This window comes from Aeromonas sp. 600948 (genome assembly GCF_049174875.1).
Classification (GTDB): Bacteria; Pseudomonadota; Gammaproteobacteria; order Enterobacterales; family Aeromonadaceae; genus Aeromonas; species Aeromonas veronii_A.
The window spans coordinates 157,298-175,072 of record NZ_JAAKTY010000001.1 but is presented as its reverse complement, the minus strand read 5'-3'; the positions used below and the strand labels follow the sequence as shown (position 1 = coordinate 175,072).

General features: G+C 59.1%; 14 protein-coding genes. 6 read left to right on the top strand and 8 right to left on the bottom strand.

The window, feature by feature from the left end; translation table 11 throughout:
* Positions 1-36: 36 nt before the first annotated feature.
* On the top strand, positions 37-3,519 hold the full coding sequence (gene mfd, locus G5182_RS00700) for a transcription-repair coupling factor (protein WP_421254137.1): 3,483 nt from the start codon (positions 37-39) through the stop codon (positions 3,517-3,519).
* 242 nt (positions 3,520-3,761) lie between these two features.
* On the opposite strand, the gene fbp is transcribed toward mfd, so the two are convergent.
* The gene (fbp, locus tag G5182_RS00695; RefSeq protein WP_005336993.1) at positions 3,762-4,796 is read right to left on the bottom strand and encodes a class 1 fructose-bisphosphatase; all 1,035 of its coding nucleotides are present in this window, start codon (positions 4,794-4,796) and stop codon (positions 3,762-3,764) included.
* A gap of 382 nt (positions 4,797-5,178) precedes the next feature.
* Between fbp and G5182_RS00690 the strand changes: the two genes are divergently transcribed.
* Positions 5,179-6,795 (top strand): peptide ABC transporter substrate-binding protein, encoded by a 1,617-nt coding sequence (locus G5182_RS00690; protein ID WP_124929635.1) that lies wholly within the window; start codon positions 5,179-5,181, stop codon positions 6,793-6,795.
* 104 nt (positions 6,796-6,899) lie between these two features.
* On the opposite strand, the gene G5182_RS00685 is transcribed toward G5182_RS00690, so the two are convergent.
* The 3 genes from G5182_RS00685 to sixA all read right to left on the bottom strand — a co-directional run bounded on the left by G5182_RS00685 (position 6,900) and on the right by sixA (position 8,789).
* Complete coding sequence (locus G5182_RS00685) at positions 6,900-7,817, bottom strand: DMT family transporter (RefSeq protein WP_266133916.1); 918 nt, start codon at positions 7,815-7,817, stop codon at positions 6,900-6,902.
* Positions 7,818-7,981: 164 nt separating this feature from the next.
* A complete protein-coding gene (locus G5182_RS00680; RefSeq protein ID WP_005336998.1) occupies positions 7,982-8,188 on the bottom strand; it encodes a DUF1107 domain-containing protein in 207 nt (68 codons plus the stop codon).
* A gap of 133 nt (positions 8,189-8,321) precedes the next feature.
* Complete coding sequence (gene sixA, locus G5182_RS00675; protein WP_021230584.1) at positions 8,322-8,789, bottom strand: phosphohistidine phosphatase SixA; 468 nt, start codon at positions 8,787-8,789, stop codon at positions 8,322-8,324.
* Positions 8,790-8,951: 162 nt separating this feature from the next.
* Between sixA and G5182_RS00670 the strand changes: the two genes are divergently transcribed.
* Positions 8,952-11,738 (top strand): insulinase family protein, encoded by a 2,787-nt coding sequence (locus tag G5182_RS00670; RefSeq protein WP_266133915.1) that lies wholly within the window; start codon positions 8,952-8,954, stop codon positions 11,736-11,738.
* A 331-nt stretch (positions 11,739-12,069) separates the two neighbouring features.
* Here the strand turns inward: G5182_RS00670 and G5182_RS00665 are convergent, their stop codons facing one another.
* From G5182_RS00665 to G5182_RS00655, 3 genes are all read right to left on the bottom strand, one after another.
* Positions 12,070-12,717 carry a thiopurine S-methyltransferase gene (locus tag G5182_RS00665; protein WP_005337003.1) on the bottom strand — a complete coding sequence of 216 codons (648 nt, stop codon included), beginning with the start codon at positions 12,715-12,717 and terminating at the stop codon, positions 12,070-12,072.
* Positions 12,718-13,000: 283 nt separating this feature from the next.
* The gene (locus G5182_RS00660; RefSeq protein WP_421254072.1) at positions 13,001-14,371 is read right to left on the bottom strand and encodes a leucine-rich repeat-containing protein kinase family protein; all 1,371 of its coding nucleotides are present in this window, start codon (positions 14,369-14,371) and stop codon (positions 13,001-13,003) included.
* Between the two features lie 251 nt (positions 14,372-14,622).
* Positions 14,623-15,414 carry an alpha/beta fold hydrolase gene (locus G5182_RS00655; RefSeq protein WP_040066426.1) on the bottom strand — a complete coding sequence of 264 codons (792 nt, stop codon included), beginning with the start codon at positions 15,412-15,414 and terminating at the stop codon, positions 14,623-14,625.
* Between the two features lie 118 nt (positions 15,415-15,532).
* Between G5182_RS00655 and G5182_RS00650 the strand changes: the two genes are divergently transcribed.
* The 3 genes from G5182_RS00650 to G5182_RS00640 are packed head-to-tail and all read left to right on the top strand — an operon-like array spanning position 15,533 to position 16,794.
* The gene (locus G5182_RS00650; protein ID WP_100645628.1) at positions 15,533-15,916 is read left to right on the top strand and encodes an MmcQ/YjbR family DNA-binding protein; all 384 of its coding nucleotides are present in this window, start codon (positions 15,533-15,535) and stop codon (positions 15,914-15,916) included.
* Positions 15,913-16,401, top strand: a complete 489-nt coding sequence (locus tag G5182_RS00645; RefSeq protein WP_227340698.1) for a GNAT family N-acetyltransferase — start codon at positions 15,913-15,915, stop codon at positions 16,399-16,401. The genes G5182_RS00650 and G5182_RS00645 overlap by 4 nt, the downstream gene beginning before the upstream one ends.
* Before the next feature lie 57 nt (positions 16,402-16,458).
* Positions 16,459-16,794, top strand: a complete 336-nt coding sequence (locus G5182_RS00640; protein WP_005333735.1) for a DUF3802 family protein — start codon at positions 16,459-16,461, stop codon at positions 16,792-16,794.
* Between the two features lie 261 nt (positions 16,795-17,055).
* On the opposite strand, the gene msrA is transcribed toward G5182_RS00640, so the two are convergent.
* Positions 17,056-17,688 (bottom strand): peptide-methionine (S)-S-oxide reductase MsrA, encoded by a 633-nt coding sequence (gene msrA / locus G5182_RS00635; protein WP_227340699.1) that lies wholly within the window; start codon positions 17,686-17,688, stop codon positions 17,056-17,058.
* Between the last annotated feature and the right edge of the window lie 87 nt (positions 17,689-17,775).

Genomic DNA, 17,775 nt, shown 5'->3' with positions numbered 1-17,775 from the left:
AGATAACGTCAACGTTAAAAGAATCGAACCATGCCAATGACACTCCCCGCCTTGCCCGCCAAAGCGGGCCAAAAGATCACGCTCGGCCAGCTGGTCGGCAGTAGCCTCTCGCTGATTGCAGCCCGTCTCACCAGTGAAGCCAAGGGGCCGGTACTGCTTATCACCGCCGATACCCCGAGCGCCCTGCGCCTGGAGCAGGAGCTGCAGTATTTGCTGACAGACAAGCTGCTGGCAGACAAGCAGCTAGCCGATCAGCCCGCCCCCGTATTGCTGTTCCCCGATTGGGAGACCCTGCCCTACGACACCTTCTCCCCCCATCAGGACATCATCTCCCAGCGGCTCGAGACTCTCTACAAGCTGCCGCAGATGAGCAAGGGGGTATTGATTGTCCCCATCTCCACCCTGATGTTACGTTGCGCCCCCCAGGTCTATCTCGACAAATACAGCCTGATGGTGAAGGCCGGCCAGCGCCTCAATCTGCAACAGTTGCGCGGCCGCTTGGCAGAGGCGGGTTACGTGGCGGTGGATCAGGTGCTGGAGCACGGCGAGTTTGCCGCCCGCGGCTCCCTGCTCGATCTCTTCCCCATGGGCAGTAGCAGCCCCTATCGCATCGACTTCTTCGACGATGAAGTGGACTCCATCCGTCCGTTCGATCCCGAAACCCAGCGCTCCAGCGAACCGGTCAAGACAGTCAGCCTGCTGCCCGCCCGGGAATACCCTACCGACGAGGCGGCCATCGAACTGTTTCGCGGCCAGTTCCGCGAGCAGTTCGAGCTGTCGCGGGCCGAGGGTTCCGTCTATCAGGAGGTGAGCAAGGGACGCTGGCCCGCCGGCATCGAGTATTATCTGCCGCTCTTCTTCAACCAGACCGCCAGCCTGTTTGACTATCTGCCGGAAGAGACCCTGCTGCTCACCGTGGGGGATATCTACCCCGCCGCCCAGCGCTTCTGGAACGATATCGGCCAGCGCTATGAAGACAGACGCTGGGACAACACTCGCCCCCTGCTACCCCCGGCCCAGCTCTATCTGCCGGTGGAGCAGCTCTTTGCCTCTCTGGGCCAATATGGCGCGGTACGGCTGCAAGAGGCCGCAACTGCGGGCGATGCTGGTCAGCACGATCTGCCCATCGAGGCGCTGCCGGACCTGCAACTCGATCACAGCAATGAGCAACCCCTGCTGGCGCTCAACCAGTTCCTGCAAGGTTTTGCCGGGCGCACCCTGTTTGCGGTGGAATCCGAAGGACGGCGGGAGGTGCTCGGCGATCTGCTGGCGCGCATCGCCCTGCAACCCAAGGAGTTCCCCTCCCTCGACGCCTTTATGGCGAGCCAGGATCGCCACGGCCTGCTGGTTGCCCCTCTTGAGCGCGGCTTCCTGTGGCAGGAGGCCGGTCAGGATCCATTGGCGCTGATCACCGAGACCGAACTGCTGGGCGGCAAGGTGCGCAGCAAACGGGCGCGAGAGAAGAGCAAAAACTTAAGCTCCGATGCGGTGATCAGAAACCTGGGCGAGCTGACCCAGGGTCAGCCGGTGGTCCATCTGGATCACGGGGTCGGCCGCTATCTGGGGCTCGAAACCATCGACGCCGGTGGTCTGCCCACCGAGTTTTTGACTCTCGAATATGCCGGCGGCGACAAGCTGTTCGTGCCGGTCACCAGTTTGCACCTTATCAGCCGCTATACCGGTTCTGATAACCCGCCCAGCCACAAGCTCGGCGGCGAAGCTTGGAGCAAGGCGCGGCGCAAGGCGGCGGAGAAGGTGCGCGACGTGGCAGCCGAGTTGCTGGATGTCTACGCTCATCGCGCCGCTCGCGCCGGCTTTGCCTTCAAGCACGACAAAGAGGCCTATCGCCAGTTTGCCGCCAGCTTCCCATTCGAGGAGACCGACGATCAGCTCAACGCCATAAATGCGGTGCTGGGGGACATGTGCCAGGCCAAGAGTATGGATCGGCTGGTGTGCGGCGACGTAGGCTTTGGCAAGACCGAGGTGGCGATGCGGGCGGCGTTTGTGGCCGTGCATGGCGGCAAACAGGTCGCCGTGCTGGTGCCCACCACCCTGCTGGCGCAACAGCACTACGACAACTTCCGCGACCGCTTTGCCAACTGGCCGGTGCGGGTCGAGGTGCTGAGCCGCTTCCGCTCCGCCAAGGAGCAGAGCGCTGTGATGAAAGAATTGGCTGAAGGCAAGGTGGACATCATCATCGGCACCCACAAGCTACTCGGCTCCGAACTCACCTTCAAGGATCTGGGGCTGCTCATCGTCGATGAGGAGCACAGATTCGGGGTGCGCCAGAAGGAGAAGATCAAGGCTCTGAGGGCCGATGTGGATATCCTCACTCTCACCGCCACCCCTATTCCGCGCACCCTCAATATGGCGATGTCAGGCATGCGGGATCTCTCCATCATAGCGACTCCACCCGCCAAGCGGCTCGCCATCAAGACCTTCGTGCGTCAGCATGAACCGGCGGTGGTACGCGAGGCTGTGCTGCGGGAATTAAAGCGTGGTGGTCAGGTCTACTACCTGCACAACGATGTCGAGAGCATCGAGAAGTGCGCCACCGATCTGGCGGAGCTGGTACCCGAGGCCCGCATCGGCATCGCCCACGGCCAGATGCGCGAACGTGAGCTTGAGCGGATCATGTCCGACTTCTACCATCAGCGCTTCAACCTGCTGGTTTGTACCACCATCATCGAGACCGGCATCGATGTGCCGAGCGCCAACACCATCATCATGGATCGGGCGGATCACCTGGGTCTGGCCCAGCTGCACCAGCTGCGGGGCCGGGTTGGCCGCTCCCACCATCAGGCCTATGCCTACCTGCTCACCCCCCATCCCAAGCTGATGACCAAGGATGCGGTCAAACGGCTGGAGGCGATCGCCTCCCTCGAAGATCTCGGCGCTGGCTTTGCGCTGGCGACCCACGATCTGGAGATCCGTGGCGCAGGCGAGCTGCTCGGCGACGATCAGAGCGGTCAGATCGAATCGGTCGGCTTCACCCTCTACATGGAGATGCTGGAGCAGGCGGTCGAGGCACTGAAAAATGGCAAGGAGCCCTCGCTGGAGCAGCTGATGAGCCAGCACACCGAGGTGGAGCTGCGCCTGCCAGCACTCTTGCCGGACGACTACATCCCGGACGTCAACATGCGCCTCTCCATGTACAAGCGGATTGCGAGCGCGGCGGACGAACAGGAGCTACGCGAACTGAAAGTGGAGCTGATCGACCGTTTCGGCCTGTTGCCGGAGGCGACCAAAACTCTGCTGGAGCTGGCCGCTTTCCGCCAGCGTGCCACCGCCCTTGGCATTCGCCGGGTGGAGATGAGCGAGCGTGGCGGCTATCTCGACTTCACTCAGGAGACCAAGGTTAATCCGGCCTATCTGGTCAAACTGCTCTCCAGCCAGCCCCGGGTCTACAAGATGGACGGGCCAACCCGGCTGCGTTTCCAGGTGCCGACCCAGGACCGCGCCATGCGCCTGAAACTGGTGGATGGATTGCTGGCTGATCTGGCCAACAACAGCCTGTGAATATCTGCAACGCTGGCGGCGAGCCAGAGAGATAATGCCAACTAAAACGGGAGCCACATTGGCTCCCGTTTTGTTTATGTTGGCTGGTGACTAGCATCTCCCCTTGTGGGAGAAGGGTCGGGGATGAGGGGGGGGGCAGTGAAAACCATTCCCCTCACCCTGCCCTATCCCAGGGGGAGAGGGAATCGCGCCAGTAAATGTTGGGCTTCACTGCGCTCAGCACCAACCTACACCTCTGACGATCAGCCCTGGTTGGCTGGATCCTCATGGGCGGAGAACTCGCGCATAAAGGCTTCGGCCCGCTCCACCATCTTGGTCGAGCCAACAAAGTAAGGGGTACGCTGGTGCAGCGCGGTGGGCTGGATATCCATGATCCGGCCAAAGCCATCGGAAGCCTTGCCGCCTGCCTGCTCCACCAGAAACGCCATCGGGTTGCACTCATAGAGCAGGCGCAGCTTGCCGTTCGGGGAATTAGTGCCGGACGGATAGATGTAGATACCGCCCTTGAGCAGGTTGCGATGGAAATCAGAGACCAGGGAGCCGATATAGCGGGAGGTGTAGGGTCTGTGGGTCGCTTCGTCGCGCTCCTGGCAATATTTGAGGTACTTCTTCACCCCGTCCGGAAACTTGATGTAGTTGCCCTCGTTGATGGAGTAGATCTTGCCCTCTTCCGGAATGCGGATGTTCTCGTGGGAGAGGCAGAAGCAGCCGATGGAGGGATCGTAGGTAAAGCCGTTGACGCCAAAACCGGTGGTGTAGACCAGCATGGTGGAGGAGCCGTAGACCACATAACCGGCGGCGACCTGACGGTTGCCCGGTTGCAGGAAGTCCTCCAGGGTCACCGGCGAACCCTGCGGGCTCAAACGGCGGTAGATGGAGAAGATGGTCCCGACCGAGACGTTGACGTCGATATTGGAGGAGCCATCGAGCGGGTCGATCAGTACCACATACTTGGAGTTTTTGGAGAGCGGCGAGTCAAAGGCCACGAAGTCCTCTTCCTCTTCCGAGGCCATGCCGCACACCTCGCCGCGCGCTTCCAGCGCCGCCTTGAAGCGTTCGTTGGCGTAGACATCCAGCTTCTGCTGCACCTCGCCCTGTACGTTTTCAGCGCCCATGGAACCGATGATATCCGCCAGTCCCGCCTTGTTGATCTCCCGGTTCACCACCTTGGCAGCAAGGCGGATCGAGCTGAGCAACGAGGTCAGCTCGCCGGTCGCGGTAGGATAATCCGCCTGCTTTTTGACGATGAACTCACCCATGGTGATCATGTTTCGCATTTTTGTTCCTTTAGATCGCATCCGTTGGCATTGAAAACGTTTGCAGGCATCGGCAAAAAAAATGCCGATCACCGGCGGCCTTGATTTGTAACCTAATGTAACGTCTGTTTTTTGTTTTTGCAGCGAATTAAGCGGCCTATTAAATAGGCTATTTCGCCTCACGTTATGGTAAAAGAGGCTTTTCATTCGGTTTCAATCGATAACTTCCGGACCCTTAATTCGTGGCAATAACCTGCGACAAGCCATGAGCTGACTGGCCTTGAGCCATTAAAAATGGAGTCTGGTGGGCCTGCCGTTCCCTCAGCCATTGCCTCTTGAGATCCGATCGCCAATCCAGCACACTGATTTCGCTTTGGAAGCAAATAAAACTCAAGGATTATCAATGAACAAGACTCTCATTGCCGGCATGGTAGCCGGACTGTTTGCACTTCCCGCCTGGGCTGCCCAGGTGCCTGCCGGTACCAAGCTGCTGCCGGATGCCCAACAAATCTACGTGACCAATATCGGCACCGAACCCACCACCATCGACCCCCAGCTGGTGGAAGAGACCGCCGGTAGTGCCATCGTCAACGATCTGTTTGAAGGGCTCTATGAGCTGGATAATACCGGCAAGATCAAACCAGCAGGCGCCGTCAGCTACGAGGTCGACAAGACAGGTACCGTCTACACCTTCAAGCTGAGACCCGAGGCCAAGTGGTCAAACGGTGAACCTGTCACCGCCGCCGATTATGTGTACGGCTGGCAACGGGCGGCCGATCCCAAGACGGCCTCCAACTACGCCTGGTTTATCGAGTTGACCGGAGTGGTCAATGCAAGCGAGGTGACCCAGGGCAAGAAGAGCCCGTCAGAGCTCGGGATCAAGGCGCTCGATGACCACACCCTGCAGGTCACCCTGAAAAATCCGGTTCCCTTCTTCCTGAAGACGCTGGCCCACTACACCACGTTCCCGGCCCCCAAGGCCACCATTGAAAAATTCGGCAAGGATTGGGTCAAACCGGGCAATATCGTCTCCAACGGTGCCTTTGTACTCAAGGAGTGGACCCCAAACGAGCGGCTGAGTGCCGAGCGCAATACCCACTACTGGAACAACCAGCACACCGTCCTGAACAAGGTGATCTATCTGGAGATCGTCTCCGAAACCGCCGCCTACAACCGCTATCGCACCGGTGAACTGCACTACACCACTTATCCGCTGGAGCAGTACAAGCAGCTCAAGAGCAAGAGCCCGGAAGAACTGGTCAGCGTCCCCACGCTAGCCAGCTATTACTATGTCTTCAATACCCAGCGCAAACCGTTCGATGACCCGAAAGTACGCAAGGCGCTCTCGCTCGCCATCGACCGGGAGACCATCACCGACAAGATCCTGGGACAGGGACAAATTGCCGCATATAGCTTCACGCCCCCCATTGTGGACGGTTTTGAATTGAAAAAACCGGCCAGCCAGCTGCAGAGCAAAGAGGAGCGGATCAAGCAAGCCAAAGCCCTGTTGGCCGAAGCGGGATATGGCCCGGACAAGCCACTCACAGTGGACATTCTCTACAACACCAACGAGAGCCACAAAAAGATTGCGCTGGCCGTCTCCTCCATGTGGAAACACAACCTAGGGGTCACTGCCACCCTCAACAACATGGAGTGGAAGACCATGGTCTCGGCACTCAACGAGGGGGATTTCGGGGTTAGCCGCTATGGCTGGAACGGGGATTATAACGATGCCTCCACCTTCCTCGACATCATGACCTCCAGCAGCAGCGCCAACAGCGGCAAGTGGTTCAACAAGGAGTACGACGCCCTGCTGGCCAAGGCCCACGACTCGCTGGATCCCGCTGAACGCAATGCCCTGTATCAGCAGGCAGAGGCTCTCATTGATGCGGATGCCCCCATCGCCCCCATCTATTTCTCGGTCAAATCAAGGTTGCTCAAACCTTTCGTGAAAGGCTATCCCCACCTTAACCCGCAGGATGTGGTCTACAGCAAGGAGCTCTATCTGGTTGCCCAGTAACCGGCTCGGCAAGATGTGACCATAAAAAAGCGCCTGCATTGCTGCAGGCGCTTTTCATTGGCGGCCAAGCGGGCCATTGGGCCCATCTACGCTTTCACGCAAGATTACTCTTCGGGACAAGGAGCCAACACCTCCCGGCGACGACCCATCACCACCGGACGCACCAGCAACTGAGCCAGCAAAACCCCCAGCAGAGTCAGACCGCCCCCGATCAGGTGATAGCTGGTCAGCCGCTCTCCCAGCAGGGTGATGGCAAGGCCAGCCGTCATCACTGGCAGCAGATTCATAAAGATGGCGGTACGATTGGCACCAAGCAGGGTGATCCCCTGCATCCAGAGCCAGGGACAGAGGGCCGACGCGGGGATCCCCGCATAGAAGATCAGCCAGATCGCACGCCCCTCTGGCAGCTGACCATCCACCAGCAGAAAGAAGGGGGTCAGGATCAGCACACTGCAGAGCACCTGACCGTAGAGCAGCGACCAGTTGTCGAGCCCCAAATCCCACTTCTTGAGCAGCACGCTATAAAGGGCATAAGTGCCCGCCGAGAGCAGCATGTAGACAGAGCCGATATGAATACCCTGGGTAAACAGTCGGGTCGGATCCCCCTGCCCCAGCAAGATAGACAAGCCAAAGATGGAGAGCAGCGCCCCCAGCACGGCGCCCCAGGTGGGCCGCTCACGCAGCAGCCAGATGCTGAGTAACACGGTCAACAGTGGCGTCAGCCCCATCATCAATCCCATCTCGGTGGCCCCCATGGTCTGTGCGGCGTAGTACCCAAAGGTCTGATTAAGCACCATGCCCAGCGAGGCCAGCATGGCGATCTGCCAAAGGCCGGCACGAATGCGGGCACGCGCACGCCATACTCGACGGGCCAGAAACGGGCTTAATACCAGCGCAGCCACCACCCAGCGCGACCAGGCCAAGGCTGCCGGGGACAACACACCAACCGCCAGTTTGCTGACGATGCCATTGCCAGCCCAGATGGCAATGCAGGAGAAAGGAAACAGAAAGGCAAAGGGCATGAGAGGATCCAGACCGAAGAGACAACAGCGGGCCAGTATAGGGGGCGATGGAAGATAAACAAAGGTGTGGGCCTGAACAGCCACATAGTGAACGCCAGTCGCCAGAAACAAATATGCCCGCAAAAGTGCGGGCATATCAGTGCAGAAACAGGTTCAGAAGCGCATCACGCGGCATCCATGTGCAGTCTGGAGATCAGCTCGTTGACCTCGGTGACTGTCTGGCGATGGGGAATATCCGCCGGATTCGGCATCAGCAACAAACCGGATTGGAAATCAAACCGCCCCCGACCATGAATGTAAATCCGACCTTTAAAGAAGGTTTTGACATGCTTTGCCACCATCAGTGGCAGGTACTTCTTGAACACTCTCATCGTTTGCAACCTCTTGCAGTTGTATCCGTATGACAGCAGCTTCTGCGAATTAATTCCGTAAAATATTTATAAAAATCCGGAAAACTCGCCCATCTCTTCCCAAAAAATTCAATCTATAACTTTTTATTAACTTTTAGCCTATTGTATGCGGCCCTTCGAGCCAGAGCAAGGCTCCTTTGCCATCGTGCCACTCGATACAGGCGATCCCCGAGGTGGCAAACATGGGTGCTCCTGCGGCCGGACAGAGGCTTTGCACCAGATAACCCACCAGCGGCAGATGGCTGACCATCAGGATCTGGTCATGTTGTTCAGCCAAAGTGGTAAGGTAGCTGGCCACGAAAGCGGGATCACCGTAAGGGGTAATGTCGCCACTCTCTTCAACGGCTGCTGCGTCAGGCAATTCACTGCATATGGCTTGCCAGGTCTGGCGTGCCCGCAGATAGTTGCTGTGGATCACCCGATCCAGCGGGCCAATCAGCTGAGGCGCCAGCCAGCGGGCCATCTGGATAGACTCTTCAATACCCTGCTCGGTCAATGGACGCTGTTCATCTGTTTTCGCATTCATGCCAGCCTGGCCATGACGCATGATATAGATCTTCATTACAACCTCGCCCAACGGGCCTGTTTTGATAGCCGGGGGATCTTACCCCGCCACGGGTGTGGAAACAATTGCGCTACCTCTCAGAAAAGGGTTTGCCTGACGGGATAGCGGGGTCGATAATCATGTTTAAATTCAAATAAATCCAACGTGAGTCACACACCAATGAGCCCATATGCCAGTCCCAATGACCATCGGCAATACCATTTTCTGGAGCTGGCCAACCGGCTCAGGGTCTTGTTGATTTGTGATCCCGACACCGACAAATCCGCCGCTTCTCTGGCGGTCAATACCGGCCATTTTGACGATCCCGCCGACCGGCAGGGAATGGCACATTTTCTGGAGCACATGCTGTTTCTCGGCACCTGCACCTACCCCAAGCCTGGTGAGTACCAGCAATTTATGAGCCGTCATGGCGGCAGCAACAACGCCTGGACTGGCACCGAATTCACCAACTTCTTCTTCGAGATCGACAACGGCTTCTTCGAAGCGGGGCTGGATCGCTTCTCCCAGTTCTTTATCTGCCCCACCTTTGATCCGGAGTGGGTGGACAAGGAGCGCAACGCGGTCGACTCCGAGTATCGCCTCAAACTGCAGGACGACATGCGCCGCAGCTATCAGGTGCATAAAGAGACGGTCAACCCGGCGCACCCCTTCTCCAAGTTCTCGGTGGGCAACCTCGATACCCTGGCCGATCTGCCGGGACGGGATCTGCGCTCCGATCTTATTCGTTTTTACGAAAGCCACTACAGCGCGGATCGCATGGCGTTGGTGATGATCTCGCCGGAATCCATCGATACCCAGTTGCAGTGGTGCTGTCGCTACTTTGCTCCCATTTTGAATCGCAATTTGGGAACCCCGACGCTCACCATGCCGCTTTACCGGCTCGATGATCTCGGCGTGCGCATCCACATCAATCCGGTCAAGGAGACCCGCAAGCTGTCGCTCAGCTTCCCCTTGCCCAATGTGGACGAGTTCTACGACAAAAAGCCCCTCACCTTCCTGAGCCATCTGATCGGTTATGAGGGGGATGGCAGCCTGCTCTCCCTGCTTAAAGCGAAAGGCTGGGTCAACCAGCTCTCGGCGGGCGGTGGCATCAGCGGCGCCAACTTCAAGGATTTTGGCGTCAACTTCGGCCTCACCCCGCTCGGCCTTGAACATGTGGACGACATCCTCGCCGCCCTGTTTGGCTATCTGAAACTGATTGGCCGCGAAGGGCTGCAGAGCTGGCGCTATGACGAAAAACGGACCGTGCTCGAATCGGCATTCCGTTTTCAGGAGCGCGGCCGCCCCCTCGATACGGTGTCGGGGTTGGTGCTCAACCTCTTTAGCTACCAGCCTGAGGATCTGCTCTACGGCGACTACATGATGCGCGAATATGACGAGGGGCTGATCCGCCGCTTCCTCGCCAAGCTCACCCCGCACAACCTGCGTATCACCATCACTGCGCCGGAAGTGGCGACCGATCGGCTGGCCCGCTGGTATCAGACCCCCTACAGCGTGACGACCATTACCGAGGCCGAGAAAATTCGCTGGCAGCAGAGCGAGCCGGATCCGGCGCTGGCGCTACCCAAGCCCAACCCCTTTATCAGCAGTAGGCTCGATCCGCGTACGCCCGAGCTTGCCGCCGACATGCCCGCCTGTCTTATCGATCGCCCCGGTTTTCGCCTCTGGCACCTCCATGAGCACCTGTTCAGCGTGCCCAAGGGCAATCTCTACATCTCCATCGACAGCGAACATGCGGTAAAAAATCCGCGCAATATCGCCATGGCGCGCCTCGCCGTGGAGCTGTTGGCCGACCACCTCAACGCCCTCACCTATCCTGCGGAGCTGGCGGGGCTGGGTTACCAGATCTATGCCCATCAGGGGGGCTTTACCATCAACCTGAGCGGCTTTGCCGACAAGCAGCCGCTGTTGCTCGACATGATCCTCGGCAACCGCACCCTGGGGTATCCGGATCCGGGTCGCTTCGCCGAGATCAAGGAGCAGCTCATTCGCAACTGGGACAACCAGTCCAAGGCGCGCCCCATCTCCCAGCTCTTTAACCAGCTCACCAGCCTGTTGCAACCCAACAACCCGCCGTTCGAGCAGTTGCTGCGTCACCTGCGCACCGTCGAGCTGGAAGAGATGCCCGGCTTCGTGGCCCAGCTGTTTGGCGAGGTGCATGTCGAAGCGCTGGTGCATGGCGACTGGACTGCCGCCGAAGCACTGGAGCTGGCCGCCCTGATGGAGCGCCACCTGAGCGATATCAATGGCACCAGCAGCAAGCCGAGCGGCGAGACCCGTCGTCCGCTCATCTCCATTCAGGACAGGGGCACCCTTATTCGCGAGCAGGGTTGCGATCACGAAGACTCGGCGCTCCTGGTCTACTACCAATCCCGCACCACCCGAGCGCGGGATCTCGCCTGCTTCACTCTGGCGAACCACATCATGTCCTCTACTTTCTTCCACGAGCTGCGCACCCGCCAACAACTGGGGTATGTGGTGGGTGCCGGCAACCTGCCCCTCAATCGCCACCCGGGGCTGATCTTCTATATCCAGTCGCCGGTGGCGGGGCCGCAGATCCTGCTCGATGCGGTGGAGGAGTTTATCGACCTCTTCCCGCTCGCCATGCTCGAATTTACCGAACAGCAGTGGCAGGAGAGCAAGGCGGGGCTGCAAGCCCAGCTGAGCGAGCGGGATGCCAACCTGCGCAGTCGCGGCCAGCGGCTGTGGGTCAGCATCGGCAACAAGGATCTGGGGTTCGATCAGCGGGAGCGGGTCTGCGACGAGGTGGGCAAGTTGAGCCGCGCCGATCTGGTGCGCTTTATCACCCAACTGCGTTCGCGCACCTCCGATCGGCTGATCCTCTGCAGCTATGGTCAGGGGCACGAACATGACGAGCGGATCACCGGCCAGTTTATCGACGATCCACGGGCATTTCGGCTCAATGCCGCCACCTTCGAAGCCTGATCAGGCCTCGACATCCCCCGTTTTTCCTTCCCACGGCAAATCGCAGGCAATAAAAAGCCGACCCATCAGGGTCGGCTGGAAAAACCATAACAATTGCGACCAAAGCCGCCAAAAGTGAACATGAGCGTGAAAATCAGACACTGAGTTGCTGATCAGCAAGCGGGAAAGACCCGACACTCGCTTTGCAATGCCAACAGTGATTGAGAAACAGCCTCATATTAGGCACTCCCCCCGCCAATCACGTTGATCTACGTCAAAGGAGGTAGCGAAGAGCGCGTAGCCCGATGATTTGTCGGCGCAGATCACTCTTTGGCCGCCCGTTAGCTGCCCGTTAACCCCGGCGAACCAGCCGGTAGGCCACCTCATCGAAGTAGGAGAGCTGGCCCGACAACACCCGCGGGTGATCCACCTCGGCAGCGCGCCCCAGCACCTCGATACGAAAATCGCGCTCAAACAGGGCCCGCACCTCCATCTCACCCACCGAGAAGGGGGGCTGACTCTGCTGCTCCGGCTGATATTCGAGGGTTACCAGCAGGATCTGGCCACCGGTCTCGACCAGCGAACTGATCAGGGCAGCATACTGGCGGCGCATCGCGGTCGGCAGGGCGATCAGCGCCGCGCGGTCATAGACCAGCCGGTAACGGCGACCCAGACTGGGGGCAGCGAAAAAATCTCCCTGAAAAATGCGCAGGCTGTCCACCTGATGGCACTGATAAGGGCCCACTTCGCTCACGGTCGCGGCGAGCTGGTTTTCACTGAAGAACTGGCTGACGGCAAGGCTCGATAGCTCGAAACCGTCGACCGGATGGCCCTGAGCGCTCAGCCAGAGCATATCGCGAGACTTGCCACACAGGGGAACCAGCACCGGCTCGTCCGCTTGCTGAGCTGACCACCAGGATTGCAGCCAGTGGTTGAAGTCCGCCTGATGAAAGCCAATTCGGTTCTCTTCCCAACGCTGATGCCAAAACGCAGCTTCCATCGTTATTACCCTTCTGTACTAAAGATGCCTCAATATCACAACTTAACCGGCACCGCGCAACCCTCTGCCCTCCCCTTTTTGCCGCGCAGCCTCTGCGTGTTATCGGGCGAATGGCGGGACGTCACCTTTCCGTGCGCCTCACAGTCGCAATGAGCGCTATTGAGTGCGTTTATGACGGGCAGAAGCATAACAACCCATACAAAAACGTCATGGGTGTATGGCGATGAAGGAATAAAAGGAATGACGTTGGCAGGCCAACTCGTGCCTGCCAACGCCAGAAAGATCACGACAGCGTGGCGCGAGCAGCCGCCAGCTGACGCTCGATATAAGCAAAATCGGGGCGCTCGGCGGGGAGTTCCGAGAGGCAGGCCGCTTTGAGCTGATGCAACCCATCAAGCGATGAGTCTTGCGTATCGCAATGGGCTAACAGCTCTTCAAGCAGACAACCAAAGGCGCGCACTTCCAACCGCTCAAGGCCCACGGCCCACTCGCGGTTGCTGCGGTCATATAAGGAGGCCGCACCAAAATCCCCCAGCAGGGCGCGAGCCGGGGCGTCAGGCCCGCGGGCAAACAGGATATTGTGACCGTAGAGATCCCCGTGCATGATGCCCGCGCGGTGCAGATGGCCCGCCACCGAGGCGATGCCGTGGGCCATCGCCAGCGCATCCGGCACACTCAGGTGCAGCCCCTCGGGATAGACATCCCGGGTGCAGGAGTCCAGGCTCGGCGGCCCGGCCAGATTGGCAAAGGCCGGATCGATCAGCTCCATTACCAGCGCCGGAATGCCGGAGGGGTGATCCGCCACCTTGCCTATCACCTTGATAAGGTTGGGATGAGTGCCCGCCGCCAGCGACGCCGCCATCTCGCAGCGGGGCAGCCCGTCGCTGGTCACCGCCCCCTTGAACAGCTTGACCGCCACCTGACAGCCATCACCTCTGTCGCTCGCCTGAGTCACTTCATCAGCAGGATTGCCCACAAGGGTGGCGCGATGGATAACGCCGGATGCTCCCTGCCCCAGCAACTCGCCCAGCGCCAGCGTCTCCCAGGAAAGGGGTTCTACATGGGCATCATCGATGGCCCGCGCCTCCTCCCCTTCACTAAAGGGGTTGCCGGAGTAGGCGAGCCATGAAAGGCGCGGCAGTGAGAGCAGCCACTCGGGGAAACGTTCGATGCGGTTGGCGGCGATGCGCAGGAGCTCCAGATTGCGGCAGTTGGCAAGGCTGGCGGGCAACTCGCGCAGGCGGTTGCCCGCCAGCATCAGCTTTTGCAGGGCGTCGCACTGGCCCAGCTCATCGGGCAGCTGCTCAATTGCGTTATCGGTCAGGATCAGCCAGCGCAAACCGGCGGGCAGCGCCTTGGCCGAGACGGTAGCAATCCGGTTGGCCTTAAAACCCACCATGGTGAGCGCCGGACAGCGCCCCAGCACCTCGGGCAGCTCGGTAAAGCGGTTCTCGGAGCAGAAGATGATGCGCAGTTTGCCAAACTCGGCCAGCTCGTCGGGGAGCGTGCTTAGCTGGTTGCCGGTCAAATCCAGCACCTCCAGCGTCTCTTTCAGGCTCAAAATCTCGGTGGGGAACTCCGTCAGGTTTTCACAAAGCTTCAGATGGCGGGCACCGCACAGTTCACCCGCACGCAGCTGTTCCAGAGTATGCATAACCGTTTCTCAATCCTGATAATCTGCCTGATGACGTAGCCAGCCATCAGAGCGCGCCGAACCGGGGTCCGGCGGTTTTAAAGGGGGGCATTATAAAGAATCAGGGGGGCAGATCACCCCTTGTAGCTTGAAAGTATGCGGCTTATACGATCGCCAAGACAGCGGCATCTATTGCACGTTGGCAGCGCTTTGCTCGCGGCCAGCTTGCAATGCCGCTGTAGCATGACCTGAATGCACAGCGTAATGAATCCTTATTTCCGTCCGCTCCCCAGCGATTGAATAAATGCCAGCGTACGACGATTAAACTGCTCCGGCTGCTCCACATTGCAGACATGACCGCACTGCTCGATTACCGCCAGCGAGGAGCTGGCATCGCGGGCCACCTGTTCGCGCACTGGCGCCAGAAACATATGATCCTCCTCCCCCATCACATAAAGAGTGGGAATGGGCAGGGAGCGTTCGCGGAAATAGCGCATCAGCGGGTTAACCTCGGTGGCGAGGCGGAACCAGCGTTTGAACTCTTTCTGGCAGAGCTTGCGGGCTTCGCGCACAAAGAGGTTGCGCGACTCCTGATGGTGCTGGCGCGGCATGATGATGAAGGCAAACAGCCGGTAGAGCCACATATAGGGCAGAAAGTGCTGGCCGAGTCGGCCCAGTTGCACCAGCACCCGCGAGCGGATATCGAGCCGCAAAATGGCGCCCCCCAGTACCATGCTCTTGACCCGCTCCGGGCAGAGCTCGGCCAGATGGCGAATAAGGATGGTGCCAAGGGAGATGCCGACAAAGTGGGCGCGGCGGATATCGAGATGATCGAGCAGCCGAACGATATCTTCGGTCACTTCCCGAAAGCTGTAGTGGCCCTTGACCACCTGTTGCAGCTGGTGGGACTGGCCGTGGCCGCGCAAGTCCAGCAGCAGTACGTTGAAGTGCTCGCGATAGGCGCGCAGCTGCTTGAACCAGATGGAGGAGCTGCCACCGGCGCCGTGGACAAACACCACCCAATCCCGCTCGGGACCCAGTTCGAAAGTCTTGTGATACAACATCCAATAGGCTCCCTTGGTGATGGGGGGTATACTCGGCTGCGCGCATATTAACAGAACAGGCCCGCCGATAGATATGCGCCTGACATGACCCGGATCACCCCTTGCGCGAGAACTTTCCATGGATTTGACCCGTTTGCGCCACTTTCTGCTCTCCCTGCCGGGCGCCACCGAAGATACCCCGTTTGGTCCGGAGATCCTGGTCTACCGCATCGCGGGCAAGATGTTCGCGCTGGTGGATTGGCAGGCCGAGCCGCTCACCATCAATCTCAAATGCGAGCCCGAGCTGGCGTTGCTGCTACGCGAGATCCACCCCGAGGTCAAACCGGGCTGGCATATGAACAAGCAACACTGGAACACAGTGACCCTGAACAGCACCTTGCCAGATGATCTGTGGCAGGGCTGGGTGCACCACTCCTATGAGCGGGTTGTCGCGGGTCTGCCCAAAGCCAAACGGCCACAGGCGCCGCGCCCCCTCTCCCCTACTGACGGCCCAACCTTATGACCCCAGCACTTAGTCCAGCACTTTGTATTGTCCCCCTTGGCGAGGCACATATCCCCGCCCTCGTGACCCTGTTTGAGCAGGCGGTGCGACGCTGCGGCCCCGAACACTACAGCGCCGAGCAGGTGGAGCAGTGGGCCCTCGGTTCACAACATCCGGGCTTTGTCAGCCAGCTGCGCGAGCACCACGGCTGGGTGGCGGAGCAGGCAAATGTGCCCCTCGGTTTTGTCACCCTGAGCCCCGATGGCCATCTCAGTCTGCTCTATGTCAGCGCCGACCATCAGCGCCAGGGACTGGGCAATCTGCTGCTCACCACGGCGCTCGCGGGGGCCAGAGGGCTCGGTATGACCCTCATCACCACCGAGGCCAGCGCCTTCAGTTATGAGCTATTTTTACGACATGGCTTTACGTTGACCGGGCTGGAGTCCGTGGAGCGGGGCGGAGTCAGTTTTACTCGCCATCGCATGCACTGCTGCTTGCCAAGCTAGGGCAAGCCACTAAAATACGCTTAATTTTCGTATTGTTACTGTATTGAGGCAGCAACCATGGTGGTAGAAAGTGAAGGCTATATCTCGCTGATCGAGTATCTGGTGGAGAGTTTGGGATTGTTTGAATCCCAACAGCAGAACGATGGTGAAGAGACCATCGAAGATCTGGTCAGTGGCCGTGTTGCCAGCAACCTGATGGCCATTTGCGAGCAAAACCCCCAGCTAGATCCCAAGGTGCGTTTTGCCATCATGCAGGAGGCCGACGCCGTGGTCGCCGACCTGGAAGAGGTGCTCTCCGCCGTCTGGCTGCGCGCCCCGACCCCGGAACAGAAAACCTTCCTCATCGAGTTTATCGATCTCATCAAGAACCTGTTCGACAGCGCCATCGGCTGATCTGCCGTCCGGCTCTCCCGCCCAACGCAAGATTTCAAAGCAGCAGATAAGGAAAAGGGCCGCCTTGGTGGGCAGCCCTGCTTGCTATCATTTTCAACCCGCCAGTGCGTTCATTCATCAGGCGGTTATCAAGGCAAGAAATGTGTCTGGACTTTGCATCCGATCCCTGGACGCTACCTAGTTAGTCCCGACTGGTCGCAATAAGTTCCCTCCTCCGACCATTTATTTTCACTTTTATTAAGAAATCGACTACAAACCTGTTCAGCGGTTCAGGCTGGGCGGCAAACAGACTCCAATGCCACCCAGTCCGCAGTAGCCATCCGGATTTTTCTCCAGATATTGCTGATGGTAATCCTCGGCGTAGTAGAAGGGCGCCAGCGGCAAAATGCGGGTAGTAATGACACGGCTGTCGCCGCTTGCCGCCATCGCCTGCTGGTAGGCCACCATGCTCTGCTGGGCAATGATCTGCTGGCTCTCGTCGCCATAGAAGATCACCGAGCGATACTGGGTGCCAATGTCCCCCCCCTGACGCATCCCCTGCGCCGGATCGTGCTGCTCCCAGAATAGTCTGAGCAGATCGCCATAGCTGATCACCGCCGGATCAAACACCACCTGCACCGTCTCGGCATGGCCGGTCAGCCCGCTGCACACCTCTTTGTAGGTGGGATTCTGGGTCACGCCGCCCTGATAACCTGCCGCGGTGGAGTAGACGCCCGGCTGCTGCCAGAACAGGCGCTCGACGCCCCAGAAGCAACCCATGCCAAACCAGGCGATCTCCATGTTCTCGGGCCAGGGCCCCTTGGTCGGGTTGCCATTCACCGCATGCTGCTGACCAATCACCATCGCTTCGCGTCGTCCCGGCAGGGCATCTGCCGGTGAAATAATCTGTTCCATGAATTCTGTCCTTGTATAAAACCCTGTGAAATCACACAGCTGACGAAAAGGAGCATCGAAGATAGCAGTTTATCGCGCCGGATCAAC